At 52.2% G+C, this 13,251-nt stretch carries 15 protein-coding genes; 2 read left to right on the forward strand and 13 right to left on the reverse strand.

Going from position 1 to position 13,251, the window contains the following annotated elements:
* Positions 1-483: 483 nt before the first annotated feature.
* The 6 genes from tsaD to OIN60_RS19530 form a co-directional block, all read right to left on the reverse strand.
* On the reverse strand, positions 484-1,539 hold the full coding sequence (tsaD, locus tag OIN60_RS19505; protein WP_305756541.1) for a tRNA (adenosine(37)-N6)-threonylcarbamoyltransferase complex transferase subunit TsaD: 1,056 nt from the start codon (positions 1,537-1,539) through the stop codon (positions 484-486).
* Positions 1,540-1,541: 2 nt separating this feature from the next.
* Positions 1,542-2,045 (reverse strand): ribosomal protein S18-alanine N-acetyltransferase, encoded by a 504-nt coding sequence (gene rimI, locus OIN60_RS19510; protein ID WP_305756542.1) that lies wholly within the window; start codon positions 2,043-2,045, stop codon positions 1,542-1,544.
* 19 nt (positions 2,046-2,064) lie between these two features.
* Complete coding sequence (gene tsaB, locus OIN60_RS19515; protein ID WP_305756543.1) at positions 2,065-2,856, reverse strand: tRNA (adenosine(37)-N6)-threonylcarbamoyltransferase complex dimerization subunit type 1 TsaB; 792 nt, start codon at positions 2,854-2,856, stop codon at positions 2,065-2,067.
* 5 nt (positions 2,857-2,861) lie between these two features.
* A complete protein-coding gene (tsaE, locus tag OIN60_RS19520; protein WP_370872550.1) occupies positions 2,862-3,338 on the reverse strand; it encodes a tRNA (adenosine(37)-N6)-threonylcarbamoyltransferase complex ATPase subunit type 1 TsaE in 477 nt (158 codons plus the stop codon).
* 158 nt (positions 3,339-3,496) lie between these two features.
* Positions 3,497-3,676 carry an H-type small acid-soluble spore protein gene (locus OIN60_RS19525; RefSeq protein ID WP_305756545.1) on the reverse strand — a complete coding sequence of 60 codons (180 nt, stop codon included), beginning with the start codon at positions 3,674-3,676 and terminating at the stop codon, positions 3,497-3,499.
* 21 nt (positions 3,677-3,697) lie between these two features.
* Positions 3,698-3,946, reverse strand: coding sequence for a hypothetical protein (locus tag OIN60_RS19530; RefSeq protein ID WP_305756546.1), 249 nt, complete (start codon positions 3,944-3,946; stop codon positions 3,698-3,700).
* Between the two features lie 143 nt (positions 3,947-4,089).
* On the opposite strand from OIN60_RS19530, the gene ku reads away from it, so the two are divergent.
* Both ku and ligD read left to right on the forward strand, forming a co-directional pair.
* A complete protein-coding gene (gene ku, locus OIN60_RS19535; protein ID WP_305756547.1) occupies positions 4,090-4,998 on the forward strand; it encodes a non-homologous end joining protein Ku in 909 nt (302 codons plus the stop codon).
* A gap of 23 nt (positions 4,999-5,021) precedes the next feature.
* On the forward strand, positions 5,022-5,930 hold the full coding sequence (ligD, locus tag OIN60_RS19540; RefSeq protein WP_305756548.1) for a non-homologous end-joining DNA ligase: 909 nt from the start codon (positions 5,022-5,024) through the stop codon (positions 5,928-5,930).
* A gap of 41 nt (positions 5,931-5,971) precedes the next feature.
* Here the strand turns inward: ligD and OIN60_RS19545 are convergent, their stop codons facing one another.
* From OIN60_RS19545 to OIN60_RS19575, 7 genes are all read right to left on the reverse strand, one after another.
* On the reverse strand, positions 5,972-7,183 hold the full coding sequence (locus tag OIN60_RS19545; protein ID WP_305756549.1) for an ABC transporter permease: 1,212 nt from the start codon (positions 7,181-7,183) through the stop codon (positions 5,972-5,974).
* Positions 7,180-7,899: an ABC transporter ATP-binding protein gene (locus tag OIN60_RS19550; RefSeq protein WP_305756550.1), complete on the reverse strand. Its 720-nt coding sequence runs from the start codon at positions 7,897-7,899 to the stop codon at positions 7,180-7,182. The genes OIN60_RS19545 and OIN60_RS19550 overlap by 4 nt, the downstream gene beginning before the upstream one ends.
* The gene (locus OIN60_RS19555; protein WP_305756551.1) at positions 7,896-9,344 is read right to left on the reverse strand and encodes an efflux RND transporter periplasmic adaptor subunit; all 1,449 of its coding nucleotides are present in this window, start codon (positions 9,342-9,344) and stop codon (positions 7,896-7,898) included. The genes OIN60_RS19550 and OIN60_RS19555 overlap by 4 nt, the downstream gene beginning before the upstream one ends.
* A gap of 12 nt (positions 9,345-9,356) precedes the next feature.
* Positions 9,357-10,505: a TolC family protein gene (locus OIN60_RS19560; RefSeq protein WP_305756552.1), complete on the reverse strand. Its 1,149-nt coding sequence runs from the start codon at positions 10,503-10,505 to the stop codon at positions 9,357-9,359.
* A 239-nt stretch (positions 10,506-10,744) separates the two neighbouring features.
* Positions 10,745-11,875 carry a sensor histidine kinase gene (locus OIN60_RS19565; RefSeq protein WP_305756553.1) on the reverse strand — a complete coding sequence of 377 codons (1,131 nt, stop codon included), beginning with the start codon at positions 11,873-11,875 and terminating at the stop codon, positions 10,745-10,747.
* Complete coding sequence (locus OIN60_RS19570) at positions 11,868-12,569, reverse strand: response regulator transcription factor (protein WP_305756554.1); 702 nt, start codon at positions 12,567-12,569, stop codon at positions 11,868-11,870. The genes OIN60_RS19565 and OIN60_RS19570 overlap by 8 nt, the downstream gene beginning before the upstream one ends.
* Before the next feature lie 109 nt (positions 12,570-12,678).
* Positions 12,679-13,191 carry a VanZ family protein gene (locus OIN60_RS19575; RefSeq protein ID WP_305756555.1) on the reverse strand — a complete coding sequence of 171 codons (513 nt, stop codon included), beginning with the start codon at positions 13,189-13,191 and terminating at the stop codon, positions 12,679-12,681.
* Between the last annotated feature and the right edge of the window lie 60 nt (positions 13,192-13,251).

Raw genomic sequence — 13,251 nt, forward strand, 5'->3', positions numbered from 1 at the left:
ATTTTTTTAATTTCGTCGGTATTTGTTATCCACAAGATTATACACAGATTCCGAACATAATTAAGCATAAAAAAATGGCCCATGAGGCCGTTTTTTTATGCATATACCGCCTATTCCCTCCAAAAATCCATTATTATCCACCGAATTATCCACATTATCCACATTTTCTCCTTGATCATTTATTCACCGTTTTCACAATTACGCAGATCGACAAAATCCCTTATACCGTCTGCGTTCAGCAATTTTGTCCACAGAAAACTATGGATATGTGGATAACATTGTTAACAACTTGACAAAAGCTTAATAATCAATACAGCGAGCTTCCATTCAATAGAAGCTCGCTGTTTTGTAAAACCTATTTTATCTAAACGACCGCAATCTGAGCCGTATTCAGGCTGAAAGACAGGCGTTCCACCATACCGCAGCTCTCTTGATCCAGGATTCATCCCTACTGCTTCTGTTCATCGCGTTTGTTGTATAGCTTCAAACCGACCAATCCTCCAGGGACAGCCCAGGCTCCGCTTTCATATCCAGCGTCGTATATTGGCCTTGCTGCCATTTCAGATGAGCAGCCGCCCCGATCATGGCCGCATTATCGGTGCAGTACTTCAACGGCGGAATCAGCAGCCGCAGCCCTTCACGTTCGCAGCGCTCGCTCAGGGCTCTGCGCAGTCCCTGATTCGCGGCGACACCGCCGCATAACAGCAACTGCTGGCCGCCGAACTGCCGCATGGCACGGACGGCCTTCTCAACCAGCACCTCGACGACCGATTCCTGAAAGCCACGTGCCACAGCACCCGTATTCACCGCCTCGCCGCGCATTTTCATCTGGTTGACCGCATTCAATACGGCCGATTTCAGGCCGCTGAAGCTGAAATCATACGAATCCGGCTCAAGCCACACCCGCGGCAGCGAAATCGCTTCTTCCGATTCCAGCGCGGCTCGGTCCACGTGGGGACCTCCCGGATACGGATATCCGATGGCTCTAGCGACCTTGTCATAGGCCTCACCAACCGCATCATCCCTTGTTCGGCCGATCATCTGGAACCGCCCAGGTGATTCCAGCAGCACCAGCTCTGTATGACCTCCGGATACCACCAATGCGATACAAGGATAGATGATTTGATCCGTAAGATTGTTGGCATAAATGTGTCCAGCAATATGATGTGTACCAATCAGTGGCTTGCCGAAGGCCAGCGCAGCGCTCTTGGCTGCAACAATCCCTACAAGCAGGGCCCCGACTAGCCCCGGTCCCTGCGTTACAGCTACAGCGGACAGCCGATCAGGAGTAATTCCCGAAGCGTTCATGGCTTCTTCCAGCATGAATGTAATGCTCTCCACATGCTTGCGGGAAGCCACTTCAGGCACAACTCCTCCAAACTGCTGATGTGTGGCGATCTGGCTGGAGATAAGATTAGAGATCACCTCCTTGCCGTCCTTAACGACAGCTACCGCTGTTTCATCACAGCTTGTCTCGATCGCCAGTATATAACTGGTCCCAGCTGTTTCGTTCCCTTTGATGTCTTGTTCCTCCTGCATCCTCAATCCTCTTCCTCTCCGCCGGAGCTCTCAGCAGGAGGCAAATCCGCCCACATAATGAGAGCATCTTCATGGTTATCCGAGTAGTAGCCTTTACGGAGACCAGCCGCTTCAAATCCTTTTTTCTCATATAAATTACGGGCAACGCTGTTGGAAACTCTGACCTCCAGCGTCATCCGCTTCATCCCCACGTATGCAGCCGTTCGCATCAGCTCGTCCAGAAGACGCTCGCCAAGTCCGCAGCCCCTGTATGCTTCACGGATCGCGATATTCGTTACATGAGCCTCATCCATAATCGTCCACATCCCGGCATAGCCGATCGGCTCTCCGTCCAGCTCCATCATCATATATTTGGCAAAATGATTGTTGGCCAGCTCATTCCGGAACGCCTCCCGCGTCCACGGTAAGGTAAACGATTCATGCTCAATGACCATCACGTCCGGTAGATCATCCATCGTCATCAACCGGAAAGACAGCTCCCCGGCCAAGCGTTTTGACTCCTCCATTCTATTCAACCGGCTCCCTTCAACGCTGACGCAGCAGGTTTACTTCCGCCTCCGCCAACTGGGTATAATTCGGAACGAGCGTATGCAGCTCGTCCTGTTCTCCATTCAATAACCGTTCAGCACCCAGCCGGCCGATCCAGCGTCCTTCCAGCTCATAAGGCAGCGCCTGCACCGGTATCTCCAGATCAGCCGCAGCTTGTACATGCAGCGCGATTTCACCTACGAACCACAGGACTGCAGGACGGCTGCCCTCATCCGTATCGGATAAGCGCTGCTTCAGCTCCTCTACCCAGGAAGTCATCAAGCGGATGCCGTCCTGCTCCAACCGAATGGGAGCCCCCTCTCCGTCCGCCGCAAAAAGCCCGGTGTACACCTGGCCGCGCCGCGCGTCCAACAACGGGATGATCCAGTGAACCGCACTGTCCTGCAGCGGAGCATGCTTGTCCATCAGCCCATTCTGCCCTCGAACCCAACCGCCCCACGCCAGAGCGTGGAGCGTAGATACACCGGCTACCGGCACCTTCCATGCCCATGCCAGCGTCTTCGCCGCCGTCACCGCGATGCGGATTCCCGTGTATGAACCGGGCCCCACACCGACCGCCAAGCCTGCAATGTCTCTGCCCGTCATTCCGGCATCGGTCAGCAAGCGCTGCAGCTCGGTAATGATATGCACAGAATGATTGCGCTCCCCTTGAACATGGGCTTCCCCGATGACCTGCCGCCCATCCATTAACGATGCAGCCATAACGGTCGTCGCCGTATCTAACGCCAAAAACCGTTGTCTGGGCTGCTGCATTTCCTCTTCATTCATATACGTCATGCTCCATTCTCTCTCAAACTCCGGCACCATTCGGCGTACACTTGGCCACAGCCCGTCAGATGAAGCATCCGCTCATCCGCTGTAGCCGTTGTCTCCATAACGATGTGCAGCCGTTCTGCAGGCAGGAGAGAGGGGATCAGGCTTCCCCATTCCACAAGACAGACGCCGGTGCCGTAAAAATATTCATCCAGGCCAAGCTCCCCGGCTTCATGCTCATCGATCCGATATACATCCATATGGTATAAGGGCAATCGTCCTTCATACTCCTTGATCAGGGTAAAGGTTGGACTGTTTACGACTCCCTGAACTCCAAGATGCTTGGCGAACGCTTTGGAGAACGCGGTTTTGCCAGCTCCCAGATCGCCATCCAGCACAATAACGGTGCCTGCGAACGATCGCCCGGCAAGCGCTGCCGCCAGCCGCTCCGTGTCCTGCTCACTCTGCGCCAAATATGTGAAATGTTCCTCTATCATATCCAAATGCCCACCTCTCGGCGGCCCTCAGGCCTTGCAACTTGTTCTTTATTATATAGCTCTTTCACATTCTGCCGCAAGAAAAGGGCAGCAAGAAGCTGACACGACAAAAAGAACCGCATCTACCGGCAACGGCGAGCGGCTCTATCCTATTTGCATCATTTTTCCTCAAGTCGGTCGATTTTTACGGTTTGCGTGTCGAGCGGATCTGATCCCACCTGCACCGTCGCCATCCCGTTGTCCACATCCACATGCTCGATCCACACCGGTTTCCCCTCCAACTTGACCGCGATCATTTCCGGCGAATCAAAGATCGCTTTGGCACGCTGAGCATCCATAGCAGGGTCCTCCTTTTTCCTCTATTGTTCATCCTTGAGCATACAGTCGATATCCAGGCTCATGGAAGCCGTTAAATCTGCTTCCTTCTCGGCCATGGTCACCTGCTCCCAATTCACATGAGAGCCTGACACACCAGCTATAGGTTCCGCGTTATGGGTTAAGGCAAATTCGGGGGCAAGCGCCTCTTCCTCTCCTGCTGCCGGTGAACGGAACGGGATAGCTCTTTTGAAAGTATCTCTCCATCCCGGCTCAGGAAGCTTATCTGACATCGGTTCATCTTCCTCTCCATATGGATGTTCCCTGTTACTATGCGCCAAAACGAACCCCGGCATGCGCTACATACAATAAGACATGATACGCATACTACGTATGCACAGCATAAAACCGGCTAACAAGGAAGGTGACTATAACCATGCATACCGTCTGGAAAGGAGCCATCAGCTTTGGCCTTGTCCATGTCCCTGTCAAGATGTTTTCCGCCACGGAGGACAAGGATATTTCCATGCGTTACATTCACAAGGAATGCGGCAGCCCTCTGACCTATGTACGAAAATGCCCTGTATGCGATAAAGAAGTGGAATGGGAGGAAATCGGCAAAGGTTATGAATATGAGAAAGGCCGTTTCGTCATGTTCGAGAAGGAAGAGCTTGACCAGCTTACGGAACAGGGCAACAAAAATATTACGATTCTGGACTTTGTCAATTTGACCGATATTGATCCGATTTACTTTCAAAAAACCTACTACCTGTCCCCAGATCAGACCGGGGCCAACCCATACAGCCTGCTACTGAATGCGATGAAGGACACGGGCAAGATCGGCATCGCCCAAATCTCGATTCGCTCCAAAAGCAGTCTAGCCGCAATCCGTGTACTGGAAGGATGCCTTGCCATCGAGACCATTTTCTACCCGGATGAAATCAGGCCTGTCTCCCAAGTCCCCAATCTTCCGGGCACGACTGCCGTTAATGAAAAAGAGCTTTCCATGGCTAAAATGCTGATCGAGCAACTCTCCACCGAGTTTGATCCGGAAAAATACACGGACGAATACCGTGCGCGTCTTCTGGATCTTATCTCCCATAAGGTGGCTGGAGAAGAAGTGAAAATTGCACCCGCCAAGCCGCAGACCAATGTGGTGGATTTGATGGCCGCGCTGCAGGCCAGTATTGAGGCCGTCAAGCCTATTGTCACCGACCCGGGCCCCTCTCCAGGACGCAAGCGGGCTGCCAGGAAAACTGTCGCTCCAGCCAAAGCCGCTTCTGGAGAAGCCTCGCCGCCCCAGCCCAAACGAAAGCCGTCAGCCAGAAAAACCAGCAAGACCTAACCGCCCGATAAGGAGGCTCACGTATGGCCAAAACGGTGAAAGGCAGCATAAGGATTGAAGGGCGCGAAATCACGGTCACCAATCCGGACAAGCCTTTGTGGCCTGAAGCAGGGATTACGAAGGCGGTATATTTGACCAAGCTTGCCGTTCTAGCTCCTTATTTGCTCCCTTACTGTCGAGACCGCCTGTTAACCGTGATTCGTTGGCCGCACGGTATTCACGGCGAATTCTTTTACCAAAAAAACGCGCCTGATCCGAGACCCGACTTTGTCAATAGCTATGTTCATGAAGGGATCAATTATATGTTGCTCAATGACCTGCCACAACTGCTCTGGCTCGGCAATCAAGCCGCACTCGAGTTTCACCCTTCCCTGCATAAGGCAGGCAGTCCGCTCCCCTGTGAATGGATGATTGACCTGGACCCCTCGGTTGAAGAGGAGCCCCGTATTATGGAGGCGGCAAGCATCGTTGGAGATGTACTGGCTTCACTTGGTCTGCAATCCATCGCCAAAACCTCCGGGGCTACAGGCATTCAGGTTATTGTGCCCATACATGAAGGCATTACTTTTGACGAGCTGCGGACCGTGGGCCATTTTGTCGGAAAATACGTGACCGAGAAGCTTCCGTCCCTGTTTACGCTGGAAAGGCTGAAGAAAGACCGCGGCACCTGCATTTATTTTGATTATCTTCAGCATTACCACGGAAAAACGCTGGCCGCACCCTATACACCGCGCGCAAGAATAGGCGCTACGGTATCCACGCCCCTTACATGGGAGGAGGTTCGGCGGAATGTATCTCCCAAGGATTATCATCTGCTCAATATCGGAGAACGGCTGGAACGGATAGGGGACCTGATCAGCATGGTTCCTCCCCAGCCCATCCGCCCGTTATTGGACTATTTGAACGGCAAAAAACCTGTACAGATCCAGTGACCGTACAGGTTTTTAAAGTTTTAGGCCTCTGCTGCCTTCCTTTACTCATATCTCAAAGCATCGATCGGTTTGAGGCGCGAGGCTTTAAGGGCGGGAATAACTCCGAACAGGATGCCAACAACCATACAGCTCAGAAATGAATACAGCACCGGCTCAACCGTATATACGATCGGCATCTTTGCCATGCTGTTCAGCAGCCTGGCCGCCCCGATTCCGGCGAGCACGCCGAGGATGCCGCCAAGCAGACTGATGAATACCGCTTCCATCAGAAATTGCAGCATAATATCGCCGCGCTGGGCTCCGATGGCTTTGCGGATTCCGATTTCCCTGGTCCGTTCCGTAACGGCCATCAGCATCATATTCATGATACCCACCCCGCCTACGAGCAACGCAATCCCGGCCACTCCGAGTATCAGCAGATTCATAGTATCATTAACACCGGTAGTCATCTGCAGATAGTCTGTCTGGCTCATCAATTGAAAATCGTCCGGCTCCCCTTCCTTGATCATATGCCTGGTCCGCAGCTTCTGCGTAATTTCAGCACGTGCGCTGTCCATTAATTCGGGAGCCGCAGCGGAAATATTCAATTGCTGAATACTCATATGACTCATCCGGTCCATGCCGGTTGTGATTGGAATATAAAGCTGGTAGGCGCTGTTGTTCATCATGGAGTTTTTATTCGACAGCAAGCCTACAATTTTAAATGGCAGATTGTTAATCAATACCGTTTCACCAACCGCATTGGCACTATTATCCCCGAACAGGTCACTGGCAGCCTGCGACCCGATGATGGCCACGTTCATCCCTTTTTCCACCTCATAATTCGTGAAGGTTCTGCCATCAGTGAAGAAAAGCTTTTGCACGCTCGCAAATGAGGCCGAAGTACCTTCGATTTGAAGATTCACCTTTTGTCTGCCCCAGACAACATCAGAACTGCTCATCCCGCTCGGAGCCACATCGGCAACGGACCTGAGCTGCTCCAATGCGGCCACATCCTCCAGGGTGAATTCCGGCGGCTTTTCAAATAGGGTGCCATTGGTTCCGTCATATTGAGCAAAAGGATAGATCATGATTAAATTATTGCCCATATTATTAATCTGCGAGGTGATCTGGGCATTGGAGCCCTTGCCGATCGCCGCAATGGCAATGACTGCCGCAACCCCGATAATGATGCCGAGCATGGTCAGCAGCGAGCGCAGCTTATTGCTTTTCAGACTGGAAAAGGACATCTTCAGCGTTTCCAGCAGGTTCATGCGTTCACTTCCTCTGCCGTCATTCTTCGCGGAGTAATCCGTTCATCCTTCTCGATCCGTCCGTCCCGGAAATAGATCAGGCGCTTGGCACATGCTGCCACCTCCGCATCATGCGTCACGAGAACGATCGTGATCCCCTGATCATTCAATCGTTGAAAGATATCCATAATCTCCACGGTCGTGCGAGAATCCAGCGCGCCTGTCGGCTCGTCCGCCAGCAGAATGACCGGATCGTTCACAAGCGCGCGGGCGATGGATACACGCTGCTGCTGTCCACCGGACAGCTCGTTCGGCTTGTTCTTCAGCCTGTCCCCGAGCCCTACATGGGTAAGCGCCTCAGCCGCCCGCCGCTTCCGCTCCCTTGCAGGCATCCCGGCATAAATCATCGGCAGCTCGACATTGGCCAGCGAGGTGGAGCGGGACAGCAAATGAAATTTCTGAAATACGAAACCGATCTTGCGGTTCCGAATCAGGGCCAGCTCATAAGGCTTGGCTCCCAGCACCGGATATCCATCCAGATAAAACTCGCCGGAGTCCGGCAGATCAAGACAGCCGAGCACGTTCATGATCGTGGATTTCCCCGATCCCGATGGACCCATGATGGCGACAAATTCTCCCTGCTCAATGGAAAGGTTCACATCATTCAGGGCGTGAATTTCCTGGCCGCCTACCCTATAGGTTTTGCGAACATGCCGAATGTCAATGACGTGGCTCATCCCGCACCTCCCATCATGGGATCCACCGGCATCGCAACAGGCGCAGGGATCACCACCGTATCCCCTTCCTTCACACCGGACTTCAGTTCAACCCGGTCAGGAGTGTAAAAGCCTTGCTCAATCGGCACAAATTTATAAGCCTCTGGAGCTGCCGGATTGGACGCCACATATACGCCGTCCTGTCCTCCCTCGGAGCGGATCGCCATGGCCGGAACGAACAGCACATCTTTATGCGTACCCAGTAAGATGGATATTTCCATGACCATCCCGGTTTTCAGCTTGCCATCGGGGTTTTTGACAGACAGCTCAATCGGATAAGCGGTGCTCCCATCCTCGGTGGACGGTTCAGGCGACACAAACTTCACCTCTCCCTGAAACTCCTCACCAGGATAAGCGTTGGTACGAAATATAGCCTTCAAGCCTGTCTGCACCTTAACGATATCGCTTTGTCCAATTTTGGCTGCAATCATCAAATTGTTGGCGCTCGCGTTGTTCATCACAATGAAAGGAGCCGTCGGGCTTGTCCCCACATCGCCGTTTACTTTCAGAATTACACCGTCCCACGGTGCCTTGATTTCCAGCTTCGTCAGACTGTCCTGTTTTTGCTTCAGCACGGTTTCAGCCCGCCGCACATCAATCCGTGCCGCCTCAATCGCGGAGTCATCTGTGGGAGTCTGGACTTTTTTCAGCTCGGCCATCGCCTGCCGGTACGCTATTTCCGCATCCTCGATCGCTTGCTTCTGCTGATTTTCAATCTTGCGCATGTTCCTCTCTTGCGCTTTATAGTCCTGTTCAGCCTTTTCCAGTGTCTGCTCAGCCTGCTCCATTTCATTGGCGGGAACAGCCCCTTCTTCCAGCAGAAATTTCTGGTCATCATAAGCCTTACGAGCCTGTTCGAGCTGCTTGGAGGACTGCTCTTTCTGGCTCTGAGCCTCCTCAATATCAAAGTTCTGCTTGGCTCTTTCCAGCTCCGTCTTCGCACGCTGCACACTGACCTGCTGGATTTCCACTTCCTCCGGCTTCGGCCCTTTAAGAGCCTCCTCCAGTTTGTTTTCGGCCATAGCCAGGTCGTCCGCCGCGCTCTGTGCCTGATTGCGGGCCTCCGTATCATCAAGACGGGCCAGTACCTGTCCGGCCTTGACCCGGTCCCCCGGCGCGACATTGACCGCCGCCAGCTTATCGGTGCTTTCGCCTGTGAAGTTGAGGTTAAGCTCCTTCGACGCTTTGACCGTCCCCGTGGCGTCCAATGTCTCCGTGACATCCCCGCGCTCCACCTGCAGTGTCTCGTTCTGAGGCACGGCCGCTACTTCTTCTTCAGGCCACTGCCAATATACCACCGCTCCCGCTCCGCATAATGCAAGCACAATAACGGTCCGAATGATCCATTTCCTTCTTCGTTTCTTTTTCCATTCCACGATTGCATCGTTAGCAACGATTTCACTCACAGCCTGTCCCTCCTAGACACTCCACGGCTTATTCAGCGTATATTCCAGCTGGCTTATCTCGATCACCAATTCCTCAAGCTGACGGCGGAGCTGGTCGGCATTCAAGCGGCTCTCCACCAACTCGGACTGAATGATCATACCTCTGTCCAATTTCTTGCGGGACAGTTCCAGCGCTTTTTGGGCAATATCATAGTTTTCCTTCAGTCGTATGTATTCCTGGCCCTTATCCATCAGCGTACTGTAGACCGTCCTCAGCGATTCGGCAAAATCCTCCTTCCCTTTCGTCAGGCGCTCATTGGCATCTTCAAGATCCATACGCTTCAGCTTTTTATCAGCGTCACTGCCCTGGAAATTATCGTATCTGATATCCCATTCACTATTCTTGACCGCTTCCTTCAGGTCGATAATCTCCGGGGTACCTTCTACGAGCTTGCTGATGTGGGCCTCGATATCCAGTTTAACAGGCTCCCGATACTCTGGCGGGTTCTCCAAAGTATATGTTGTGCCCTTGGCTTTGCCTATCAGCGTATTTAACGCATCATATGACTTTTGCAGCTCCGAGCTGCGCTGCCTGACAGCTTCCTCCGCTTCCGTCCTGCTGTGCACGGCATCATCGTAATCTTTCTGTGCCACTAGACCGCGGGATGATTTGGCGGCGGCGATGCGTTCTTTTGCCCGTGCAAGCTCCAGCTGCTGTTGGGCGGTTTCAGCATTGTTTTCCGCAACATAAACGGCCTGGTAGCTCTTCATGACCGAGAAATAGACCTTATCCTTGGCAAACTTGGCATGCCTTGCAGCCGTAAGATAAGCCTCATTGGCTGAAGTATAACTCTTCCAGAGCGGATTGCTCTCCGAGGCATCAACGCTCCCATCGACATCATAAGGCGAGATATACCCCAGGTCTTCCGCTGCCTCCTGCAAAGAAATCCCCTTGCGCTCCAAATCTCGTGCCGAACTTCTCAACAGATCGTTGTTAGCCTCTGCCAGAGCTACGGCCTGCTCCAGGGTAAGCTGGACTTCCCCCTGTTTGGCAGGCGCATTTACTTCCGCATTCGATGGCTGCGGCTGCTGATTGCCCCCTGACGCTGCTTTTACTTCTCCGGCCAAAGCGGCGGATAAAGAAACAACAAGCAGCAAGGCAACCGTTTTCTCTTTCATCATGAAACCTCCCTTTGATCATGCTCTTATTCCCTCTCACACCTTCTCATGACGAGGGGATGGAAAAAATGAATTCCTTCTCCCTAGCTATTGTAAGTGAAGAGGTTATGGTAGATAAAGTTCTAATAAAACACATTTTTGTAACCTTAAACGACAAAAAAACACTTCTTCATCTTCCAGTCCTCCTGCCGTTCATATTCTAAGTTTAGGGCAGACTGTTAAAATAAGAAGTGCTGTAAATCTTAACTTTCTCTTAAAAGATCTGGCTCTTTCGTCGATGATGACAAATGCGGCAAACGCACCTCGAATTCGGTACGGATGAGATCGCTTTGCACCGATATGGTCCCTTCATGCTGCTCTACGATGTTCTTAGCGATAAACAGGCCAAGCCCGGTGCTCCCTTCCCGATGGGTTCGGGCACGATCCCCGGTAAAAAACATGTCGAACACATGAGGAAGCTCGTTCGGAGGGATGGAATCGCCGTAATTGATGACCTGAATGACGACTTGGCTCTCCTCCAGGTGGCCGCAAACATCGATGTATTCGCCGTCTTTGCCATAACGGGCGGCATTGGACAGCAGGTTCTCGAACACACGTGCGAGCAGGTCGCCGTCTCCGGAGGTCATCAACTGCGGCGCGACCTCTAGGCGTGCGGTCAGCTCGCTTTTTTCGAATACGGGATACATCTCTTCGGTTAATTGGGTCAGCAATTCGCCCAGGTCGAGCGGTTTGCGATTGATCCTCAGCTTGCCGTGATTCATCCGCGTAATTTCGAACAGTTCGTCGATCAGCTTCTCCAGCCGCTTCGATTTGGTATAGGCAATCATCATGTAATGCTTCATCTGCTCGGCGGTCAAATCTTTGCCTTGAAGGATGAAATCCAAATACCCGATGACGGAAGTCAGTGGGGTCCGCAAGTCATGGGCGAGGTTTAACACTAGCTGCTCCTTGCTGTTCTCGGCGAAATCACCCCGTTCCACCGCCTGCTGCAGCTTCTCGCTGGCCAGGTTGATGTCCCGGGCAATATCCCCGATTTCATCGTTGGATGGAATATTGACCCGGTGGGAGAAGTCGCCCCCGGCCAATTGGTTGATCCCCAGGGAAATCTCCCGGAAATAAGCAACGTATTGCCGGGTAAGCAGATAGAAGTAGACAAACGAAACCGGGAAAAAAAGGATCAGGAACACGTTAATATCGCCGATCTCTCTGATGGTTTCGCGGACCTCGTACATCGGGTCTTCGCGGTACAACGTATGGTAATACTGCTGAAGAGCCAAATAGATCAGAAAAGTAGTGCCGGCGGACAACAGCATGCTGAGCCCGAACAGCCGTATCATATGGAAGCGGAAACTGCGGAATTTGGGTTTAGCCATTGAACGTATAACCTACCCCCCAGACGGTTTTGATCAGCTTGCTCTTGTGCTGCTCCTCCCCCAGCTTCTTCCGCAGGGTACGAATATGCACCATCACAGTATTCCCGCCTTCATAATAAGCCTCGCCCCAAACTTGCTGAAAAATATGCTCCGAGCTGAATACCTTCCTCGGATTGCTGGCCAACAGCATCAAAATATCGAACTCCTTGGGCCTAAGCTCCACCGGTTTGCCGTACAGGAACACGGTCCGCTGCTCGGGATGGATCACGAGCCCCCCGGCTTCCAGCACGGACGCATCCGCCGGGGCCGCCATCGACGGGTTCAACTGAATGAAGCGTCGCAGTTGGGCGTTCACCCGGGCCACCAGCTCCATAGGGTTAAACGGTTTGGTCATATAATCGTCCGCACCGCGAACGAGACCGGTGATCTTATCCAGGTCAGTTGCCTTGGCGCTAAGAAAAATAATTGGCAGATGATGCTGCTCGCGGATTTGCCGGGTCACCTCGTACCCGTCGATCTTAGGCATCATGATATCCAAAATCGCCAAATCCACGGACTGCGTCCGGATCGTGTCGAGGGCCTCTTGTCCGTCAGCGGCTTTTAGGCAGCGATAGCCCTCTTTGATCAGATGCAGCTCGATCAGGTCGGCAATTTCCGCCTCGTCATCCGCAATCAGAATGGTGATCGGTTTCATGTCATTCTCTCCTTTTAAGGACAAGCATAACCGAGTCCGGCTTACGATTTCAAATGTTCGATATGTGCTGTAAAGTCTGTAACGCACATTGAAAACTGAATGTATTGGGCTAGTGCAGGGATTCCCCACCTCTCCAGATGATGAAAGTGTTCAATCGGTATATCACGAAGCCCAGAAATCCTCCCGCGGAATTCAGCAAAATGTCATCGACGTCAAATTGGCCAATCATGAACAGAAGCTGGGCGATTTCCAAACCTAGGCTTAGAAAAAACGCACAGATGAATATCCTCATCCCGGGCATCCCTTCTCTTTTGAACATAAGTCCCAGCAAAATGCCCAACGGCATAAAAATCGCCACATTTCCGAACAGATTAAATATATCGTGGCTGGTTAACGAATGCATCGATCTGGAGATTTCCTGAAAGGGAACCAAATTGCCTGTATGCAACCGCTGGGAGAACAAGCTGGGCTGCTGCAGGCCGGCCAGCAGCCGGGCCCAAAGAAAACCCAAGTCCAAGGAATTAAATTTCAATAAGATGATTTTGACCAACATATATACATAGATGACGAGCAGCGTTCCCACTTTCATATTGCTTATATTCACGCTCGTATTCGTTTTCATCCTGTCACCAACCATTTCTTCATGCTTAAGCTCCCCCTAATCCTTCATATGCTTGTAGCA

Origin of the sequence: Paenibacillus zeirhizosphaerae (assembly GCF_030705605.1) — a bacterium.
GTDB lineage: Bacteria > Bacillota > Bacilli > Paenibacillales > Paenibacillaceae > Paenibacillus > Paenibacillus zeirhizosphaerae.